20 protein-coding genes and 2 tRNA genes are annotated in these 18,348 nt (G+C 55.9%); 4 read left to right on the forward strand and 18 right to left on the reverse strand.

The window, feature by feature from the left end; translation table 11 throughout:
- Positions 1–760 precede the first annotated feature (760 nt).
- Positions 761–850 (forward strand) — tRNA-Ser (locus BMZ32_RS00005).
- A gap of 336 nt (positions 851–1,186) precedes the next feature.
- Here BMZ32_RS00005 and BMZ32_RS00010 read toward each other — a convergent pair.
- From BMZ32_RS00010 to dapA, 3 genes are all read right to left on the reverse strand, one after another.
- Positions 1,187–2,056, reverse strand: coding sequence for a phosphoribosylaminoimidazolesuccinocarboxamide synthase (locus BMZ32_RS00010; RefSeq protein ID WP_090237749.1), 870 nt, complete (start codon positions 2,054–2,056; stop codon positions 1,187–1,189).
- 87 nt (positions 2,057–2,143) lie between these two features.
- Positions 2,144–3,262 carry an outer membrane protein assembly factor BamC gene (bamC, locus tag BMZ32_RS00015; protein WP_090237752.1) on the reverse strand — a complete coding sequence of 373 codons (1,119 nt, stop codon included), beginning with the start codon at positions 3,260–3,262 and terminating at the stop codon, positions 2,144–2,146.
- 17 nt (positions 3,263–3,279) lie between these two features.
- Positions 3,280–4,158, reverse strand: a complete 879-nt coding sequence (gene dapA, locus BMZ32_RS00020; protein WP_090237755.1) for a 4-hydroxy-tetrahydrodipicolinate synthase — start codon at positions 4,156–4,158, stop codon at positions 3,280–3,282.
- Between the two features lie 227 nt (positions 4,159–4,385).
- Between dapA and BMZ32_RS00025 the strand changes: the two genes are divergently transcribed.
- Complete coding sequence (locus tag BMZ32_RS00025) at positions 4,386–4,943, forward strand: glycine cleavage system transcriptional repressor (protein WP_090237758.1); 558 nt, start codon at positions 4,386–4,388, stop codon at positions 4,941–4,943.
- Between the two features lie 10 nt (positions 4,944–4,953).
- Positions 4,954–5,427, forward strand: a complete 474-nt coding sequence (locus tag BMZ32_RS00030) for a peroxiredoxin (RefSeq protein WP_090237761.1) — start codon at positions 4,954–4,956, stop codon at positions 5,425–5,427.
- A 53-nt stretch (positions 5,428–5,480) separates the two neighbouring features.
- Here BMZ32_RS00030 and BMZ32_RS00035 read toward each other — a convergent pair whose 3' ends face one another.
- Both BMZ32_RS00035 and BMZ32_RS00040 read right to left on the reverse strand, forming a co-directional pair.
- Positions 5,481–6,545, reverse strand: a complete 1,065-nt coding sequence (locus BMZ32_RS00035; RefSeq protein WP_090237764.1) for an AI-2E family transporter — start codon at positions 6,543–6,545, stop codon at positions 5,481–5,483.
- A 65-nt stretch (positions 6,546–6,610) separates the two neighbouring features.
- Positions 6,611–6,862, reverse strand: coding sequence for a sulfurtransferase TusA family protein (locus BMZ32_RS00040; RefSeq protein ID WP_090237768.1), 252 nt, complete (start codon positions 6,860–6,862; stop codon positions 6,611–6,613).
- Between the two features lie 106 nt (positions 6,863–6,968).
- Here BMZ32_RS00040 and BMZ32_RS00045 point away from each other — a divergent pair, with 106 nt between their 5' ends.
- Positions 6,969–8,402, forward strand: coding sequence for a M48 family metalloprotease (locus BMZ32_RS00045; protein ID WP_090237771.1), 1,434 nt, complete (start codon positions 6,969–6,971; stop codon positions 8,400–8,402).
- A gap of 46 nt (positions 8,403–8,448) precedes the next feature.
- Here BMZ32_RS00045 and nadA read toward each other — a convergent pair whose 3' ends face one another.
- The 13 genes from nadA to ruvA all read right to left on the reverse strand — a co-directional run bounded on the left by nadA (position 8,449) and on the right by ruvA (position 18,343).
- Positions 8,449–9,507, reverse strand: coding sequence for a quinolinate synthase NadA (gene nadA / locus BMZ32_RS00050; RefSeq protein ID WP_090237774.1), 1,059 nt, complete (start codon positions 9,505–9,507; stop codon positions 8,449–8,451).
- A 165-nt stretch (positions 9,508–9,672) separates the two neighbouring features.
- Positions 9,673–9,748, reverse strand: a tRNA-Lys gene (locus BMZ32_RS00055).
- Positions 9,749–9,806: 58 nt separating this feature from the next.
- Complete coding sequence (gene queC / locus BMZ32_RS00060; protein ID WP_090237777.1) at positions 9,807–10,481, reverse strand: 7-cyano-7-deazaguanine synthase QueC; 675 nt, start codon at positions 10,479–10,481, stop codon at positions 9,807–9,809.
- A gap of 1 nt (position 10,482) precedes the next feature.
- Positions 10,483–11,130 carry a 7-carboxy-7-deazaguanine synthase QueE gene (queE, locus tag BMZ32_RS00065; RefSeq protein WP_090241452.1) on the reverse strand — a complete coding sequence of 216 codons (648 nt, stop codon included), beginning with the start codon at positions 11,128–11,130 and terminating at the stop codon, positions 10,483–10,485.
- 192 nt (positions 11,131–11,322) lie between these two features.
- Entirely contained in the window at positions 11,323–12,138 is an 816-nt protein-coding gene (gene ybgF, locus BMZ32_RS00070; RefSeq protein WP_090237780.1) for a tol-pal system protein YbgF, read from the reverse strand.
- Between the two features lie 6 nt (positions 12,139–12,144).
- Positions 12,145–12,642 carry a peptidoglycan-associated lipoprotein Pal gene (gene pal / locus BMZ32_RS00075; protein WP_090237783.1) on the reverse strand — a complete coding sequence of 166 codons (498 nt, stop codon included), beginning with the start codon at positions 12,640–12,642 and terminating at the stop codon, positions 12,145–12,147.
- A 66-nt stretch (positions 12,643–12,708) separates the two neighbouring features.
- Positions 12,709–14,007 (reverse strand): Tol-Pal system beta propeller repeat protein TolB, encoded by a 1,299-nt coding sequence (gene tolB, locus BMZ32_RS00080; RefSeq protein WP_090237786.1) that lies wholly within the window; start codon positions 14,005–14,007, stop codon positions 12,709–12,711.
- Complete coding sequence (gene tolA, locus BMZ32_RS00085; RefSeq protein ID WP_090237789.1) at positions 14,004–14,996, reverse strand: cell envelope integrity protein TolA; 993 nt, start codon at positions 14,994–14,996, stop codon at positions 14,004–14,006. The genes tolB and tolA overlap by 4 nt, the downstream gene beginning before the upstream one ends.
- Positions 14,996–15,448 carry a protein TolR gene (tolR, locus tag BMZ32_RS00090; RefSeq protein WP_090237792.1) on the reverse strand — a complete coding sequence of 151 codons (453 nt, stop codon included), beginning with the start codon at positions 15,446–15,448 and terminating at the stop codon, positions 14,996–14,998. The genes tolA and tolR overlap by 1 nt, the downstream gene beginning before the upstream one ends.
- A gap of 34 nt (positions 15,449–15,482) precedes the next feature.
- Positions 15,483–16,178 (reverse strand): protein TolQ, encoded by a 696-nt coding sequence (gene tolQ / locus BMZ32_RS00095; protein WP_090237795.1) that lies wholly within the window; start codon positions 16,176–16,178, stop codon positions 15,483–15,485.
- Positions 16,179–16,180: 2 nt separating this feature from the next.
- On the reverse strand, positions 16,181–16,633 hold the full coding sequence (ybgC, locus tag BMZ32_RS00100; protein WP_090237798.1) for a tol-pal system-associated acyl-CoA thioesterase: 453 nt from the start codon (positions 16,631–16,633) through the stop codon (positions 16,181–16,183).
- 52 nt (positions 16,634–16,685) lie between these two features.
- Entirely contained in the window at positions 16,686–17,738 is a 1,053-nt protein-coding gene (gene ruvB, locus BMZ32_RS00105; RefSeq protein WP_090237801.1) for a Holliday junction branch migration DNA helicase RuvB, read from the reverse strand.
- Complete coding sequence (gene ruvA, locus BMZ32_RS00110; protein ID WP_090237804.1) at positions 17,738–18,343, reverse strand: Holliday junction branch migration protein RuvA; 606 nt, start codon at positions 18,341–18,343, stop codon at positions 17,738–17,740. Before ruvA ends, ruvB begins: the two co-directional genes overlap by 1 nt.
- Positions 18,344–18,348 lie beyond the last annotated feature (5 nt).

The following is an 18,348-nucleotide window of genomic DNA, read 5'->3' on the forward strand; positions in this document are numbered from 1 at the left end:
CCACTTGCGCTTTCGATCAACTTCTAGCTTCTCGTCAGCGGGAGGCGAATTCTACAGCGTTTCAAACCGCTGTCAACTGCCTCTTTTACCGCTTCCGGCCACCTCGACCGAACCACTAACAGGATCAAACTGCTACCCTGCCAGCCCGGCGCATTTTACGCAGATTTCGCTGCTTTGCAACCCCCCCTTTAAATCTAACCCCTTGTTTTATAAGAGGTTTAAGGAGCCGCATACGCCTGAAGAGCCGCGAATTATAGGGATTAACTATAGAAGGTCAATCCTTTGTGAGAATTTTGTTACTCAGCACCTGATCTGAGTGCTCTTTCTGGCTGAGCTGGATACCTAAGCACCTTAACTGTGTGCAGGACATTGGCAAGCACCCAGCACACCCCCATATAAGCACGAGTGAAAAAGTACTCACCGTCATGACGACCATCGCCACCAATAACTTTTGAGCCTCAACCCAGACTGACCCACCGCAACGCACTAAACAAGCATCGCGCACACGTTGCTGTACACCATCATGTAATCAGCTCGGCATGAGCCGGCCAAATGACACCCAAGTTATACAGGCGATATCTCTATCCATATTTCTTGTGCCGGTTAATCAGAAACACCCTACGCGCCCATCACCAACAATCACCTAGACCGTATACCTCCTAATACTTAACGCTTGATCGCAAGCATCTGAAAGCATGTGAAAAAAATCAAATAGAGGGTTCGCCAAATGCATTTCAGCTGCTATTATTCGCGCCGCCACGGGAAGATGCCGGAGTGGCCGAACGGGACGGATTCGAAATCCGTTGTGTTAGCGATAGCACCTAGGGTTCGAATCCCTATCTTCCCGCCATACAAAAAACCCCACAACTCAATGAGTTGTGGGGTTTTTTATTGTCTGCTTAAAAGGTAGGGCTTGCTCAAGGTATTTGGATAGATGAATTAGGCCGACCCGGTCCGCGATCAATTACTTAAGCTCAAAGCACAAGCTGTTTTAAGGCATGGCGAGCTATACGCTAGCTATAGCGATTTATAGCATTCCTACCCACAGTGGCGTCAGCACACCCAACTGCCTGACCAGATATTCAGTCTTGATGTAGCTTGCGAGGCGAATCTATGGGAGCACAGATAATAGTCAGGGCGCAGGCTAACTTGTTATAGATACCCACGCCCTCAATTACCGAGCTACTTATACGGTCAGTCGCGTCAGTGCTTCGCGGTATTTATCGGCAGTCTTCTGCGCGACATCGACAGGTACGGCTGGGGCTGGCGGCTCTTTATTCCAGCCTGTGGATTCCAGCCAGTCACGCACAAACTGCTTATCGAAGCTCGGTGGATTCCTACCTTCTTCATAGCTGTCAGCCGGCCAGAAACGACTGGAGTCAGGAGTCAGGGCTTCATCCATCAGAGTCAGCGTACCCTCTTCGTCTAACCCAAACTCAAACTTGGTATCGGCGATGATGATTCCGCGCGTAGCGGCGTATTCAACTGCTGCGCTGTATAGAGCAATAGAAGTGTCACGTACCTTGGCAGCCAATTCGGCACCAATGATCGCCTCACACTGAGCGAAGGAGATGTTCTCGTCGTGATCGCCCACAGAGGCCTTTGTCGAGGGCGTAAAAATTGGCTGCGGCAGCTTGGCAGCTTCATTAAGGCCAGCTGGCAATTGAATACCGCAGACGGTGCCGCTCTTCTGGTATTCCTTCCAGCCGGAGCCAACGATATAGCCACGCACAATCGCTTCTACAGCGACCGGCTTGAGACGCTTGGCCACCACAGCACGCCCTTCTACTAATGGCAGCTCAGCGGCCGACACCACGTCTTCGACTTTATCGCCGGTGAAGTGGTTGGGCACTAAGTGCGCCAGCTTGTCGAACCAAAAGTTGGAGATAGACGTGAGGATCTTGCCCTTCTCCGGAATAGGCTCGGCAAGAATCACGTCGAACGCTGATAGGCGGTCGGTGGCGACCATCAACATGCGCTTGTCGTCGATCTCGTAGAGGTCGCGAACTTTGCCCGAATAGATTTTCTTCAGGCTCAAGGTGGTGACTGTACTCATGTTGATATTTCCGCCTTTAGTAAACAAAACAGGCGAAACCCACTGGGTTTCGCCTATTAATAGTGCAGGTGCAGCAGTTGCTTGCTGTCAACCAAGGTTTTCCTGGATTAGATCAAGCACCTTACGCGCTACGTCAGCCGGCGCATTGGTATTGAGGTCCTTTTCCACGGTGACCTGGACGCTGTCGCCCACAGCGGTCAGGCGAACCTGAAAGCGCTCGGCACGAGCGTCAATTTCTTCTTTGCTTGGCCCGCCGCCAAACACTTTACCGAAGAAGCCAGGCTGTTCATCCGGCTTCTGCGCACGTTCGGCCAGATTGATGTAATACACACCCAGGCTGCGGTTGATGTCGTCAATACGCACATCAGCCATTTCCAAAGAGCGCCCCACACCCGACCACGCGCGATCGAAGTCAGCCCCCAGGCTCAATACCGGGTTGCCGTTGCCGTCTTGTGACAGGCTGACGCGATTCGGTGCATCGTAATCACGGGCGGCCAATAGGGAGACCGAGCCACCCTGCTCAGCACTGCGCGCAAGGCTGATAAGCATTTCATCCAGCAGCGCAGCATCTAGGCTCTGATTGCTGCTGCGATTTGTGAAGGCGACGTCAGCCGAACTGCCGGCAGGACGCTCAGCGCTGACCACGAAGATTTCGCTGGTATTGCGCTGCACACCTGGCTCGATACGCACCCGCACCCGGGTTTCGGTATCAGCAGGCGCGCCGGAAACGCCACCAGTCAAGCGACGCGCCAGAGGCGCTGGCAACGCATCGAAATGCTGCCAAGTGGTGCTGAACTCACCAGTTTGCGGACGCTCTTCAGCAATCTGAAAGCCGTTATCGGTAAAGAACTGACGCGCTACCGGCCAAACTTCGGCAGGAACGCGCTGCGCCACGACCCAGCGCGACTCGCCGCTCTTTTGCAAGCTGAACTCGCTGGTATCCCCCCCTAACGCCAATGACTGCGGGCGCGGTACGGTGAACTCACCCTTATCCGTACTAGCCGCTACTTGCTGCGGTACGGGTAGCAGTGGATCAATACGCTTAGCGTCAACATTGGCCGGGAGTTGCATGGTGGCCGTTTGACGGGCTTCGAGGTAATCACTGCCGCGATCACGGAAATAACCGTTTTCGCCATAGATCCAGCCACAACCGCTGGTGCCCGCAATAATCAGGGCCAGTGCAGAGAGTCCGGTGAGTCGCTTCATGCGTCGTAATTCCTCAATTAAACCAATACGCCGGACTGGCGCAGGGCCTGACGCAGCGGTTCATGACAACGCGGGCTGAGCCAGGTCAGTGGCAGACGAATGCCGTCCGGCATCAAACCCATTTCATGCAGAGCCCATTTCACCGGAATCGGGTTGGACTCGATAAACAGCGACTTATGTAGCGGCATTAAGCGGTCATTGATAGCGCGAGCGATAGCCGCTTCACCGCGCATAGCAGCAGCGCACATATCACTCATGGCCCGTGGCGCGACGTTAGCGGTGACGGAAATATTGCCTTTACCGCCCATCAGCATTAACTCCACAGCAGTGGCGTCGTCCCCCGAATACACGAGGAAGTCTTTGCTGACGCGGTCCAGTACTTCCTGCGCACGCTGCAAGTCACCTGTAGCTTCTTTAATGCCGATGATATTGTCGATCTTAGCCAAACGATCGACCGTCTCCGGCAGCATGTCGCAGACCGTACGGCCCGGCACGTTGTAAAGAATCTGCGGAATGGCTACCGACTCGGCAATGTGGCGGAAGTGAAGGTACAGCCCTTCTTGAGTCGGCTTGTTGTAGTAGGGCGTTACCAACAGGCAGGCATCAGCACCGACATCTTTGGCCGCGCGTGTCAGCTCGACCGACTCACGGGTGGAGTTGCCACCGGTGCCGGCAATCACAGGGATACGCCCAGCGACCTGATCGACAACGCGACGGATCACTTCAATGTGCTCACCCACATCAAGCGTACAGGACTCGCCCGTAGTGCCGACCGCGACGATGGCGTTGGTGCCCTCCTGTAGGTGGAAATCCACCAGCTTGCTCAGGCTGTCCCAATCAAGACCACCTTGTGCATCCATGGGCGTTACCAGTGCCACCATACTGCCCGCAATCATGCAACCGCTCCTGCCGGAAAAAGTGAGCCGTAATGGTACTGGGGCCACCTGCCTTGCACAAGGCGAAGTACCGCGGCGGCGCATATACAATTTATATTGGTCACCCGCGGCACAATCCTCAGCCGCCTAGCCTACTGGCATTCCTTTAAGCGGTGCTTTTCGCTACCCTTCGGGCTTTGATCGGTCCGGCAAACGCAGACTGGTCGTTTACTGTTTAGGAAGGCTGCATGTCCACCCCCCCAGTTCGCGAACAATTTCTGCTTATCAGCGCCCTCGGCCCCAACGCCATGGAGCTGACCAATGTGCTCTGCCGCACCAGTCACGAGAACCGTTGCGCGGTGGTCAGCACTCGTCTTAGTCGGCATGGCGATTACAGCGCACTGGTGCTGCAGATATCCGGCAGCTGGGATGCCCTGGCTCGCCTCGAGTCGAGCCTACCTGCACTGGCGAAGAAGCATAGCTTCACGGTTAACGTGATTCGCAGCGCCGCCTCGGAAAACCGTCCACAGGCGCTGCCTTATGTAGCGTATGTCAGCTCGGCCTACCGTCCAGACATTCTCAATGAGCTGTGCCAGTTTTTTATCGACCATCAGGTTGAGCTAGAGAATCTCACCTGCGATACCTATCAGGCCCCACAGACCGGCGGCACCATGCTCAACGCCACCCTGACCGTAACCCTGCCTGCCGGCACGCAAATTAGCTGGCTGCGCGACCAGTTTCTCGATTTCGCCGACGCTTTGAATCTGGATGCACTGATAGAACCTTGGCGTCCACAGACCCCGTAAGGAGTACGTTATGGCAGTAGCACTTGATACACCGGTTACCGACTTCCAAGCGCAGGCCACCAGTGGCCAGACCATCGAGCTGTCCGCACTCAAGGGCCAGCAGGTGGTGATTTATTTCTACCCGAAAGACAGTACGCCAGGCTGTACTACCGAAGGTCAGGGCTTTCGTGATCACTACCCGGCGTTTCAGGCAGCCAACACCGTAGTATTTGGCGTATCCCGGGACGGGATGAAGTCCCATGAAAACTTTAAGAGCAAACAGCAATTCCCTTTCGAGTTGATCTCCGACAAGGATGAAGCTATTTGCCAGCTGTTCGATGTAATCAAGCTGAAAAAACTCTACGGAAAGGAATACCTAGGCGTAGACCGCAGCACCTTTCTGATCGACAAAGACGGCGTACTGCGCCAGGAATGGCGTGGCGTCAAAGTGCCGGGGCATGTCGATGCCGTGCTTGCAGCAGCCCAGGCCTTACATAAACCCTAAAGACCTAAGCCACAAAAAAGCCGGTTACTGACCGGCTTTTTACTGCCTACCAACTATTGTAGTGCTGCCTGCTCACTGCGCGGCCAAGCGTCGATTACGGCTTTAAACAGCGTGGCCAGCGGAATAGCAAAGAACACCCCCCAGAAGCCCCACAACCCGCCAAACAACAAGACCGCGCAGATAATGGCCACCGGATGCAAGTTGACCGCCTCGGAGAACAGCAGCGGTACCAGCACGTTGCCATCCAGCGCCTGAATAATGCCGTAGACCACCATCAGGTAGATGAACTGGTCACCTAACCCCCACTGGAACAACCCGATCAGCGCCACCGGCACGGTCACTACAACCGCGCCGATATACGGCACCACCACTGACAAGCCAACAAACAATGCCAGCAGCGCCGCATAGTTAAGCCCTAAGTAAGCGAAAGCCACATAGGTGACCACGCCACAGATAATGATCTCGATGACCTTGCCACGGATGTAGTTGGCAATCTGCTTGTTCATCTCCTGCGCCACCCGAGTAATCAGCGACCGCTCGCGCGGTAGGTAGCTGCGAAACCACGCACCAATCAACTCGCGATCCTTGAGGAAAAAGAACACCAGAATCGGCACCAACACTAAATAGATCATGATGCTGACCAGCATCGGTAAGCTGGACAGGGAAAACGACAACGCCCACTGACCGAACTTGCCAACCTCGCCGCGCACCACCTCGATCAGCTGCAACACCTGGGCATCAGTGATCAGTGTCGGATAGCGCTCCGGTAATAACAGAAACAGCGACTGCCATTCACCAAGCATGCGTGGCAGCTCATTGAACAGCGTACTGAGCTGCTGCCAGAGTAGCGGCATCAGCACTAATAGAAACAGAGCCAGCATGCTCATAAACAAGGTGAACACCAGCCATACCGCCACTACATGTGGCAGGCGCAGACGCTCAAAGGTATTCACCAATCCCTGCATTAAAAACGCCAGCACCATGCCTGTTAACACCGGCGCCAACATGCCGCCCAAAGTCAGAATGGCGGCAAAGCCGACGATCAGCAGTAATGCCAACACCACGGCCTGCTCATCGGAGAAATAGCGATGCAACCAATCCTGAAACACCTTGAGCATTGTGACTCCTTACCGGGCAACACCCTACGCAGGCCGCCTCATAATCAGTACTTACTGCAACAGCCCTAAGCCTTGCGCAACCAATAGCGGTAAACGCCGCCCTCAACCTCTTCACGCAACAATCCATGCCCAGCTAAGCTGGCGAAGGCACGGAAGTCGCGCTGCGAGCCGGCATCAGTGGCCGCCACCATAAGCACCTCACCACTTGCCAAGCGATTGAGCTCCAGCTTGGCCTTAAGTAAAGGCAGCGGACAATTGAGATCACACGCATCCAGTTGGGCGTCGAAGTCTTCAGCACGCCATTGCATATCAGTCATTTATCTACTCCAAGAAGGCGGCAAGGATACCCAAGGCTGCACAGCCCTGGCCAGCACCGCTACCAGGCAGCTACAGTAACGCCTTTGTTCGACACGAGCTTTGTGCATGAGCCTTCTGCGCCCTACCCTGTTGACGCTCGCCTGCCTGCTGGCAACTCCCGGCATGGCCAGTGAACTGCCTTCCCTTGGCGATGCCAGTTCTGCCATCGTTTCCCCTCAGCAAGAACATCAGCTCGGCCGCGCCTGGCTGAGCCTGGTCCGTGGCCAAGTCAGCCAACTGGATGACCCGCAACTCAAGGACTTCATCGAGACCAGCGTGTATCGGCTTAGCGAAACCAGCCAGCTACAAGATCGCCGCCTGGAGTTCGTCCTGCTCAACAGCCCACAGATCAATGCCTTTGCAGCACCCGGCGGGATTGTCGGAGTCAATGGCGGCTTGTTCTTATATGCCCAGACCGAAGCCGAGTACGCCTCGGTCATGGCCCATGAACTGGCGCACTTGTCACAACGCCACTTCGCGCGCGGCCTTGAGGCTCAGCAACGCATGCAGATCCCGGTGATGGCCGGGCTGCTGGCCGGTATTGTCGCTGCCGCCGCCGGTGCCGGCGACTTGGGTATTGCGGCAATCGCCACGACCCAGGCCGCGGCAATGCAAGAGCAAAGGCGCTTCTCCCGCCAGAATGAGCAGGAGGCCGACCGCATTGGCCTGGTCAACCTAGAAAAAGCCGGCTTTGACCCTCGCGCCATGCCCAGCATGTTCGAGCGTTTGATGCGCCAGTATCGCTACGACCGCAGGCCGCCTGAGTTCCTCCTGACCCACCCGGTGTCGGAGTCGCGCATTGCCGACACCCGTAACCGCGCCGAGCAATACACCGCTTCAGGCGTCACCGACAGCGTGCGCTACCAACTGATGCGCGCGCGCGTACAGTTGATCTATGAAGAGACACCGGGAATAGCCGCTAAGCGCTTCCGCAGCATGCTCGACGAAAACCCGAACATGGAGGCACCACGTTACGGCCTGGCGCTTGCGCAGTTAAAAAGCGGCCAACACAAGCACGCACGCGAATCCCTGCAACCGCTGCTTGAACATACACCCAACGATATAAGCTACAACCTGGCACAGGTTGAGCTGGACATGGCGGCTAACCGCCTTGCTGACGCACAAAAGCGAATTACCCGGCTGCTAACTCTCTATCCGAACAACTACCCGGTTAATCAGGCACATATAGACTTGCTGATGAAGCAGGTACGCACACAAGAGGCTGAACAGGCCCTCGATGAGATGCTAAAAAGTCGCAGTAATGACCCGGACGTCTGGTACCAAGTCGCAGAAGTGCGTGGTCTAAGTGGCAACACCATCGGCCTGCACCAAGCCCGTGGTGAGTTCTTCGCCTTGATCGGAGACTACAAGCAGGCACTGGAACAGCTGGACTTCGCCAAGCGCCGCGCTAGTAACAACTTCCAACTGGCATCACGCATCGATGCCAGGCAACGTGAGCTGATAGAAGAGCAGCGCATCATCGAACAGATGCTGCGCTAGACAGCAAAAAGCCCGGTAAACACCGGGCTTTTCTTAAACTGGCCGCTTAAGCGTTACCGCTTAGTTTGAGCCGCGCCGCCTGGGTGAAGTCGAGCATGCGCTTGAGCGGCTTGATCGCCTTAGGGATCAACGCTGGGTCAACGAATATTTCGTTACTGCCCTCACGCAAACACGCCAAGGTGCGCTGCAGGGTGTTCATTGCCATCCATGGGCAGTGCGCACAACTGCGACAGGCTGCGCCGTTACCGGCAGTCGGCGCGGCAATAAATTCTTTATCCGGACACAGCTGCTGCATCTTGTAGAAGATGCCGCTATCAGTGGCGACGATAAAGGTCTTGTTCGGCAGCGTCTGGGCGGCGGCAATTAGCTGGCTGGTGGAACCCACCGCATCGGCCAAATCAATCACTGCCGTTGGCGATTCAGGGTGAACCAGTACAGCGGCGCCCGGATACAACGCCTTCATATCTTCCAGCTGCTTGGACTTGAACTCTTCGTGGACGATACAGGCTCCGTCCCACAACAGCATGTCAGCGCCGGTCTTATTCTGGATATAGCGGCCCAAATGCTTATCGGGTGCCCAGATGATGCTCTCGCCGTTATCCATCAAGTGCTCGACGATTTCCACCGCGCAACTAGATGTCACCACCCAGTCGGCACGCGCCTTCACTGCCGCAGAGGTATTGGCATACACCACCACGGTACGCTGCGGGTGCTGATCGCAAAACGCCGAGAACTCTTCAACCGGACAACCCAGATCAAGCGAGCACGTCGCTTCAAGCGTCGGCATCAGCACGCGCTTTTCTGGGTTAAGGATTTTCGCCGTCTCGCCCATGAATTTGACGCCCGCCACGAGCACCGTCTGCGCCGCATGTTGGTTGCCGAAACGGGCCATTTCTAGCGAGTCAGAAACACAGCCACCGGTTTCCTCTGCCAGGGCCTGCAGCACCGGATCACAGTAATAGTGCGCCACCAGTACGGCGTTCTGCTTTTTTAGCTCAGCTGCGATTTCGGCGCAGTAAAAAGCTTCCTGCTCGGGCGTCAGCGGCTTGGGCTGCTTAGCGTCGAGGTGAGCTTGCACCAATAGGCGTTCGGAAATCTGCGTCATGTCATCAGGCCCTGTGAAGGTCTATCAGCGCGGAACTCGAGTATACCCGTCAGTTTGCTGGCAGCGCAGGTGGGGTAGTCGAGATAAAAATTACAGATAAAAAAAAGCCTGAAAATTCCTTTAATCAGAACTTTCAGGCTTCTTGCCCTTCCGAAGAAGGAAATATGGTGGGTCGTGTGGGATTCGAACCTACGACCAATTGGTTAAAAGCCAACTGCTCTACCAACTGAGCTAACGACCCGACGCGAGGCGTATAATACTGATTTAATTCAGGATTTCAACACCCAGCAGAAAATATTTTAGAAATAACGCGTGGGATCAACGATTCCTGCCGCGACAAAGCCGGCAGCACGCAGACGGCAGCTGTCGCACTTTCCACACGCCTGCCCTTGGTCGTCAGCCTGGTAGCAGGAAACTGTCAGCGCGTAGTCAACACCGAGCCGAACACCCGCCTGAGCGATTTCAGCTTTACTCATACTCTGCAGCGGAGCCTGAATGCGAAAACCCTGCCCCTCCACGCCCGCCTTGGTGGCCAGATTGGCCATGCGCTCAAAGGACTCGATGAATTCCGGGCGACAATCCGGATAACCAGAGTAATCCACCGCATTCACACCAATGAAAATATCCCGCGCACCAAGCACCTCAGCCCAGCCCAGGGCTAGGGACAAGAACACGGTATTGCGCGCGGGTACGTAGGTCACCGGAATCCCTTCGCTCGGAACTTCCGGCACATCAATGCTGACATCGGTTAACGCCGAACCGCCCATACCATCAAGGTTCAGGCCAATCACCTTGTGCTCAACCACTCCCAACTGCTGGGCCACTTGTTCGGCGGCCTGCAGTTCGGAGCGATGACGCTGACCGTAATCGAAACTCATGGTGTAACAGCTGTAGCCGTCGGCCTTGGCCATGGCCACTACAGTGGCCGAGTCCAGGCCGCCAGACAGCAGGATTACCGCTTTTTTATCGCTCATATCAGTGTCCTGGCTCATCATTCCAGAGAATCTTATGTAGCTGCATCTGCAGGCGCACAGGCAAGTTGTCGGCAACAATCCACTCAGCCAGCGCGCGCGCCTCCAGCTCATGGTGACTCGGCGACATCAGCACCTCATTGACGCGAGCGTCCAAGCCGTACTGGATAAGCTTGCTTACCGCCCAGTCGTAGTCTTCACGGGAGCAAATGACAAATTTGACCTGGTCATTGGGCGTCAGCATGGCAATGTTCTCATAGCGATTACGTGCAACTTCTGCTGAGCCGGGGGTTTTCAGGTCAAGGACCTTACTCACCCGCGGATCAACCGCTGACACATCCAGCGCGCCACTGGTTTCCAGAGACACTTCATAGCCGGCATCACACAGACGCTTGAGCAGCGCAATGCAGTTAGGTTGCGCCAATGGCTCGCCACCCGTCACACAGATATAACGCGGCTTATAGCCGGCAACCTGCTCGACAATGGCATCCAGCGACATCATTTCGCCACCACTAAAAGCATAAGCGGTGTCGCAGTATTGGCAACGTAAAGGACAGCCGGTCAGGCGAACGAACACAGTCGGCAAGCCGGCGGTGCGCGTCTCGCCCTGCAGCGAGTAGAAAATCTCGGTAATGCGCAGGGTATCTTGCATATCAGCCACGGGCGTAACAGCTAAACAGGCTGTCCGCCTCCGTTGCGGGAAAGGGGCGCGGATTGTATATGAAAAAATTTCCAGGAGAAATTCTTAACGACGCACAGCGATGGCCCGAAGGGTATCCGCCAAGAATGGCAGGCCATAAAAAAACCCGCGCAGGGCGCGGGCTTAGTTATGACTCATCCCGCTCTACGGCAAGCGCTGTAAATCACGCTGCGCCAGCTGGGCGGCAGAGCTGCCTGGGTACTGTGCAACAACCTGCTGGAGAATACCCTTGGCCTTGTCGCTATTACCCAGGCGCTGTTCGACATCAGCCAGCTTGAACAGTGAGTCCGGCACCTTGCCATGGCTCGGGTAAACCTGACTGACCCGCGCAAAGGCCTGACCGGCCCCCTGCAGATCACCCTTCGCCAGGTTCACTTCACCCAGCCAGTACTGCGCGTTCCCGGCGTACTGACTGTTCGGGTACTTACGTAGAAAGGCGGCAAACGCCTGACTGGCCTTATCAAAATCCTTGGCCTTAATCAGGTCAAAGGCCGCTTCGTAGAACAGTTTTTCCTTTGCCGGGTCGGCCGGCTCATTACTGGCCGGGGCCTGCCCCGCTGCTGGCGAGGTCGGCGTACCGCTGGCATTGATTGCACCCGCGGTTGAAGAATTCTGGCTGACTGCAGCACCTGCTGCGCCACCACTCAGACGCTTATCAAGGTCCTGATAACGCTCCAGGCTTTCTTGCTTAAGACGCTGTATTTCATTCTGTTGTTCTTCCAGCGTACCGCGCAACTGCGCGATCTCTTGCTGCATCTGCTGCAACTGGTTGAACAGCATGCCCTGCGCCGAGACAGGAGCCGCAGCCCCTGCCTCCGCGTAGGTGCCGGACGCGCCGTAACCAGCAGGCGGATAACTGCTGCCGTAACCGGCATTGTTATCCACCACGGGAACCTCAGCCCAGGCCGCAAGCGGCAGGCTGAGCACCAAAACGGTTAAAGCACGTCGGCACGTTCGCATATCGAATTACTTACGCAGTTCGACGCGACGGTTTTGAGCCCACGAGGACTCGTCGTTACCAGTGGCGATTGCGCGCTCTTCACCGTAGGAAACCAGTTCCAGTTGAGCCGGGGAAACGCCCTGCAGTACCAGGTAACGCTGCACAGCCTTGGCGCGACGCTCGCCCAGAGCCATGTTGTATTCACGAGTACCGCGCTCGTCAGCGTGGCCTTCCAGAACTACGCGAGCGCCATTGCCTTGCAGGTCTTTGGCGTGAACGTCCAGAGCGCGCATGGCCTCTGGCTTCAGGTCGGAGCTGTCGTATTCGAAGTAGAAGGTGGTGATAGCGCGCAGAGCAGCTTCTTCGCTCAGGCTACCATCAACAGCGCCAGTGTTAGCACCGTAACCAGCGTTAGGATCGATCGCGCCTTCACCAGCAGCGTCGCCGCCTTTGGAGGAACAACCTACAGCCACGGCGAGAGCCAAACCCAGTGCAGCAAACTTACCAAATTTCAGCATTTCCATCATATAGCTCCTAATGAACCCCAGTGTGTTAAGCAGTATTTCAAACAACAACGGTATAGCGCCGCATCAGTTCAGGTAAGGGGACCAAGAAGGCTCTCGAACTTCGCCTTGAGCGGTAGGAAGAGGGAGCCTCACACGTCCATTGGTGGACGCTAATACCAAGACTCCCCGGCCCTGCTGGCGGGTGGCGTAGACTACCATGGTGCCGTTGGGCGCAACAGTAGGCGACTCATCCAGACTGGTATCTGAAAGAATGCGCAAATTGCCGCGCTGCAGGTCTTGTGCAGCCACCTTGAACACGGTGTAACCATCCTGGCGGTGAATCATCACCAGGGTCTTCTCATCAGCAGACAGCTTAGGGTTAGCGTTGTAGTTACCAATAAAGGTCACTCGCTCAGCCGCACCGCTGTTGATGTTGGTTTTATAGATTTGTGGCTTACCGGAACGATCCGACGTGAAGTACAGCGTCTGACCATCCTTACCCCAGAACGGCTCGGTATCAATCGACTGCTGATTGGTCACCCGGCGCAGCTGACGGCTGCCCATGTCCATGACATAGATTTCCGGGTTGCCGTCTTTAGACAGGACAAATGCCAGGCGATTGCCATCCGGTGACCAGGCAGGTGCGCCGTTCAAACCTTCAAAGTTTGTGACCTGCTCACGGCGACCGGTATCGATATGCTGAACAAAGATGCGCGGACGCTTCTGCTCAAACGACACGTAGGCAATACGACGACCGTCCGGGGCAAACGACGGGGATAGAATCGGCTCACGCGATTGCAGCAAGGTCACCGCGCGCGCGCCATCATAATCGGAGCGCTGCAAGGTGTAACGGGTGTTGTTGACCGAAAAACGCTCTGCAGTCACGTAAAGCATACGCGTGGAAAACGCGCCTTTAACGCCCGTCAGCTTCTCGTAAGACTGATCGGCGATGTGGTGCGCCATATCACGTAACTGATCAATACCACCGCCGACACTGCCGGTCATTACTTGCTGCTGGGTGGTGACGTTAAACAGGGCGAACTGGATCTGCAGGCGACCGGCGTTTGGCACGATGCTGCCGACCAGCACGTACTGCGCACCGAGCGCCTGCCAATCGCGGTAGATCACTTCAGCTGCCTGCGTCGGCAAGCTGATCATATTCTGCCGCGGGATCGGCTCGAAAACGCCAGAGTTGCGCAGGTCCTTGCCGATGATTTCAGCCATGTCCTCAGGTAAAACGCTGCCGCCCTGCCAGCCAAAAGGCACCACGGCGATGGGCGTAGCACGGTCAGTGCCACTGCTGATCACCAACGGATCAGCGGCCTGAACGGTGCCGACCACTAGGGCCAGACCGAGCAGAACAATGCGCATCAGGGTATTCACAGGCCTAAATCCTCCGGTTTGAAGACAGCGCGACGCTGCCGGTAAAGGCGATCAAAAGTGGCGCGGTCCAGCTGTTGCATTTCAGCAATACGGCCGACGTTACGCACCGCTTGCACGGCCGAGCTATCAAAAGGTGAATCGCCACTCGAGCGCGTCACGCTAGCATTGGTGATGGTGCCATCTGGCAGCATTTCGATCAGTACTTCTACACTCATGCCGTTACGCGCAGAAGGCGGACGCCGCCACTGCTGGCTAACGAGCATGACAATTAAATCATCCAAACTGCCGGCCACTTCATCACCGACGGTATCGGCCATGGCCTGCTGACGACCGACATCGTCAGACAGTAACTCGGCCAGTGCAGCAGCCTTCTTATCTTCTACGGCCTTGCGTTGAGAGGCTTCCGCCGCTTTCTTCTTAGCATCGTCAGCCGTTTTTTTCTTTGCAGCTTCAGCAGCAGCTTTTTTCTTCGCGTCTTCAGCCGCCTTATTCTTAGCGCTCTCCGCTGCTTTTTTCTTAGCGTCTTCAGCAGCCTTTTTCTTTGCCGCTTCGTCGGCTGCTTTTTTCTTGGCTACGTCAGCCAGCTTCTTCTGTTCCGCCGCCTTATTCGTCTCTGCAGCTTGTTTCTCAGCGTCGGCTTTTTTAGCCTCTTGCGCTTTCTGAGCCTCTTGCGCCTTCTTTTGTTCCGCCGCTTTTGCGGCTACTTTTTCCTGCTCGGCCTTTTTCTGCTCTAGTTGCTCAGTTTCATAGATAGGCGCCGTGGTTTTTTTGGTCTCTCCAGCGATTTTCTGATTGGTCTGGGTGGTGGCCTGACTCTGGGACTGCAACTTGTACAAAGTTGCCTGTACCACAGGCTTAGCCGGCGGAAGGTCAGGGGCAAAGGCGAAGCTGACAAACAGCATGGCAAACATGATGACGTGCAACGCCACAGCCCAGACAACAGGCCAAAACAAACTTTCCGAAGATGAACGCTCGCGCTGGTATTGCATCAGGGGGCCTCAGTAATCAGCCCGACGTTACCCACGTCAGCTTCCTGCAGCCCGCCCATAGCCGCCATCACCGTACCGTAATCAACCGTTTTGTCACCACGCACGAACACTTGCACCTGCTTACCTGTAGCACGACTCTGGTTGATGATCGCAGTCACTGCGCGAGTCATCTCTTCCAGCGTCAGTGCTTTGTCTTGCACGGTATCGACATCGACCTCGGTACCCATATTCCAGTAGTAAGACTTGTCGGCCTTGATCGAGATAGTCAACACCTGGGCGTTGTTGTCCTGCGGCAAGGCCTCGCTGCTGACTTTTGGTAGGTCAACCTTAACCCCCTGGTTAAGCATCGGCGCGGTCACCATAAAGATCACCAGCAGCACCAACATCACATCGATGTAGGGCACCACGTTCATCTCGGCGACGGGCTTGCGTCTGTTGCGAATTCTGGCCATGGCTTGAAAAACCTGTATTGAGAGTGCCTAAGGCTTAGTCGTCGCTGGTGTGTACTTTGCGGTGTAGAATCGCCTGGAACTCGTCGGCGAAGGTGTAGTAACGACCGATCAACATTTCGCCACGAGCAGCAAAGCGGTTATAAGCAATGACTGCAGGGATCGCCGCAAACAAACCAATGGCAGTAGCGATAAGCGCCTCGGCAATGCCTGGCGCTACCGTGGCCAGCGTGGCCTGTTGCACTTGGGCCAGACCGCGGAAGGAATTCATGATGCCCCACACAGTGCCGAACAAGCCAATATACGGGCTGGTTGAGCCGACAGTGGCGAGAAAAGGCAGGCTTTGATCCAGCTTTTCTTCTTCACGGGAAATCGCGACGCGCATGGCCCGCGCTACCGCGTCCATAACAGCATCCGGGTCAACGCCAGGCTGCTGACGCAGGCGTGAGAAATCTTTGAAACCGGCACGGAAAATCTGCTCAAGACCAGAGTCCGGATCGGGATTGCTACCGGCCTGACGATAAAGCTTGGACAGGTCGATACCCGACCAAAAGCGCTCCTCGAAATTATCCAAAGCCCGCTTGGCCGCGCGCAGCAAGGCTGTGCGCTGGAAGATCATGACCCACGAAGTGACCGATGCGGCCACCAGCGTCAGCATTACCAGTTGCACCACCAGGCTGGCGTTGCTGATCAGACTCCACATCGACATGTGGTCAACGGCATTGGCTTCCACGCTTACTCTCCTGTTCTAGATGTACCCGCGCCACCCTGCCCGGCAAAGGCCGCATGCAGAGTTTGGGGAATAGCCCGGGGTTTCAAATTGTCGGCGCGCACACAGGCCACCATAAACTGCCCTTCACAGAGCAACACATCATCCGCAGCCCGCCTGACTTGCTGACGAAAACGCAGGCTGGCACGGTTTAATTCAATTACTTCAGCGCTTACCACCAGCTCATCATCAAGCCTGGCTGGCGCGTGATAGCGCGCTTCAGCCGAGTGCACAACAAACAACAGGCCCTCCTCGGCAAGCGTCGACTGGAGAAACCCCAGTTCGCGCAGGCGTTCGGTACGAGCCCGTTCCATAAATTTGAGGTAATTGACGTAGTAGACGATGCCGCCCGCATCGGTGTCTTCGAAATAAACCCGACAACGAAAGGTGAACGGCTGAACTCCGTTTTGCGCGCGCATACTCTAGTCTTAGCTCCCGGTCTTGCCAATTGGGTAGAGCAAGTATTTTTTCTTAGTCTGTCACACCACCAACCTGCTCCATTACCGGTAACTCGCCCATGCGTTTCGGTACATTCAGACCAAAATGCAGGTAGGCATGCCGGGTAACTACGCGGCCACGAGGGGTGCGCATGATGTAACCCTGTTGGATTAGATAAGGCTCCAACACATCCTCAATGGTGTGCCGCTCCTCACTGATCGCTGCCGCGAGGTTATCGACGCCCACAGGACCACCATCAAACTTCTCAATCATGGTCAACAGCAGGCGACGATCCTGGTGGTCTAAACCACGTTCATCAACATCCAGTAAGTTCAGCGCCAGGTCGGCAATTTCACGGGTGATGTCTCCCTGCCCGCGCACTTCGGCAAAATCACGCACCCGGCGCAGCAGGCGGTTAGCGATACGCGGTGTACCGCGAGCCCGGCGTGCGATCTCAAATGCCCCCTGCGGCTCAGTCGATAAACCGAGAATCCCCGCCGAGCGCATGACAATGGTGGTCAGGTCTTCGGTGTTGTAGAACTCCAAACGCTGGACAATACCAAAACGGTCACGCAACGGATTAGTCAGCATGCCAGCGCGGGTGGTGGCGCCAACCAAAGTAAAAGGTGGCAGATCGAGCTTGATCGAACGCGCGGCCGGGCCTTCGCCGATCATGATATCGAGCTGGAAGTCCTCCATAGCTGGGTATAGCACTTCCTCGACAATCGGTGACAAACGGTGAATCTCATCGATAAACAGCACATCGCCCGGCTCAAGATTGGTCAGCAGGGCTGCCAGATCGCCCGGACGCTCCAGCACGGGGCCGGAGGTGCTCTTGATCGACACATTCATTTCTTGGGCGATGATATTGGCCAGAGTCGTTTTACCCAGACCTGGCGGACCAAAAATCAGCGTGTGATCGAGCGCTTCACTGCGACCCCGAGCAGCCTGGATAAACAGCTCCATTTGCTCACGCACGTTTGGCTGACCGATATACTCGGCCAGCTTCAGCGGACGAATAGCACGGTCGACCTGCTCATCACGGTCGCGAGGGGCAGCAGTAATCAGACGATCAGCTTCTAGCACTAGACCATTCCCTTAAGGGCTCGACGAATCATATCTTCACTGCTCAAACCTTCTTCCTTAATAGCTGAGACGGCGCGACTGGCTTCCTGGGGTTTGTAACCGAGCGAAATAAGTGCACTCACGGCATCATTCTCCGCGCTTGAGACTGCGCTACCGGCACGAGGTTCCGCCACCAGCGGCGACATACCCGGCACAACTTCCCAGGCCTTAAAGCGGTCTTTTAACTCAACCAGCAGGCGTTCGGCGGTTTTCTTACCGACCCCCGGGATTTTCACCAGTACTGAAGTGTCTTGCGCCTGCACACAACGCACCAACTCATCGACCTCAAGCCCCGACATCAATGCCAGCGCCAGCTTCGGCCCTACGCCATTAAGGCGGATGAGCTCGCGAAACAGTTCGCGCTCACGCTTTTCAAAAAAGCCATAGAGCAAGTGCGCATCCTCACGCACCACCAGATGGGTGTGCAGGGTCAGCGGCTCACCCACCGAAGGCAAACGGTACAGGGTGGTCATGGGTACTTCCAACTCATAACCCAAACCGTTTATGTCAACAATCACATGGGGCGGCTGTTTTTCCGCCAGGGTGCCGCGCAAACGTCCGATCACCGCTG

The organism is Pseudomonas guineae (assembly GCF_900113745.1).
In the GTDB taxonomy this organism is placed as follows: Bacteria; Pseudomonadota; Gammaproteobacteria; order Pseudomonadales; family Pseudomonadaceae; genus Aquipseudomonas; species Aquipseudomonas guineae.

Excerpts from the sequence above, each read along its gene's own strand:
- BMZ32_RS00010 (WP_090237749.1), bottom strand. The coding sequence starts at position 2,056 with ATGAGTACAGTCACCACCTTGAGCCTGAAGAAAATCTATTCGGGCAAA.
- bamC (WP_090237752.1), bottom strand. The coding sequence starts at position 3,262 with ATGAAGCGACTCACCGGACTCTCTGCACTGGCCCTGATTATTGCGGGC.
- dapA (WP_090237755.1), bottom strand. The coding sequence starts at position 4,158 with ATGATTGCGGGCAGTATGGTGGCACTGGTAACGCCCATGGATGCACAA.
- BMZ32_RS00025 (WP_090237758.1), top strand. The coding sequence starts at position 4,386 with ATGTCCACCCCCCCAGTTCGCGAACAATTTCTGCTTATCAGCGCCCTC.
- BMZ32_RS00030 (WP_090237761.1), top strand. The coding sequence starts at position 4,954 with ATGGCAGTAGCACTTGATACACCGGTTACCGACTTCCAAGCGCAGGCC.
- BMZ32_RS00035 (WP_090237764.1), bottom strand. The coding sequence starts at position 6,545 with ATGCTCAAGGTGTTTCAGGATTGGTTGCATCGCTATTTCTCCGATGAG.
- BMZ32_RS00040 (WP_090237768.1), bottom strand. The coding sequence starts at position 6,862 with ATGACTGATATGCAATGGCGTGCTGAAGACTTCGACGCCCAACTGGAT.
- BMZ32_RS00045 (WP_090237771.1), top strand. The coding sequence starts at position 6,969 with ATGAGCCTTCTGCGCCCTACCCTGTTGACGCTCGCCTGCCTGCTGGCA.
- nadA (WP_090237774.1), bottom strand. The coding sequence starts at position 9,507 with ATGACGCAGATTTCCGAACGCCTATTGGTGCAAGCTCACCTCGACGCT.
- queC (WP_090237777.1), bottom strand. The coding sequence starts at position 10,481 with ATGAGCGATAAAAAAGCGGTAATCCTGCTGTCTGGCGGCCTGGACTCG.
- queE (WP_090241452.1), bottom strand. The coding sequence starts at position 11,130 with ATGCAAGATACCCTGCGCATTACCGAGATTTTCTACTCGCTGCAGGGC.
- ybgF (WP_090237780.1), bottom strand. The coding sequence starts at position 12,138 with ATGCGAACGTGCCGACGTGCTTTAACCGTTTTGGTGCTCAGCCTGCCG.
- pal (WP_090237783.1), bottom strand. The coding sequence starts at position 12,642 with ATGGAAATGCTGAAATTTGGTAAGTTTGCTGCACTGGGTTTGGCTCTC.
- tolA (WP_090237789.1), bottom strand. The coding sequence starts at position 14,996 with ATGCAATACCAGCGCGAGCGTTCATCTTCGGAAAGTTTGTTTTGGCCT.
- tolR (WP_090237792.1), bottom strand. The coding sequence starts at position 15,448 with ATGGCCAGAATTCGCAACAGACGCAAGCCCGTCGCCGAGATGAACGTG.
- ybgC (WP_090237798.1), bottom strand. The coding sequence starts at position 16,633 with ATGCGCGCGCAAAACGGAGTTCAGCCGTTCACCTTTCGTTGTCGGGTT.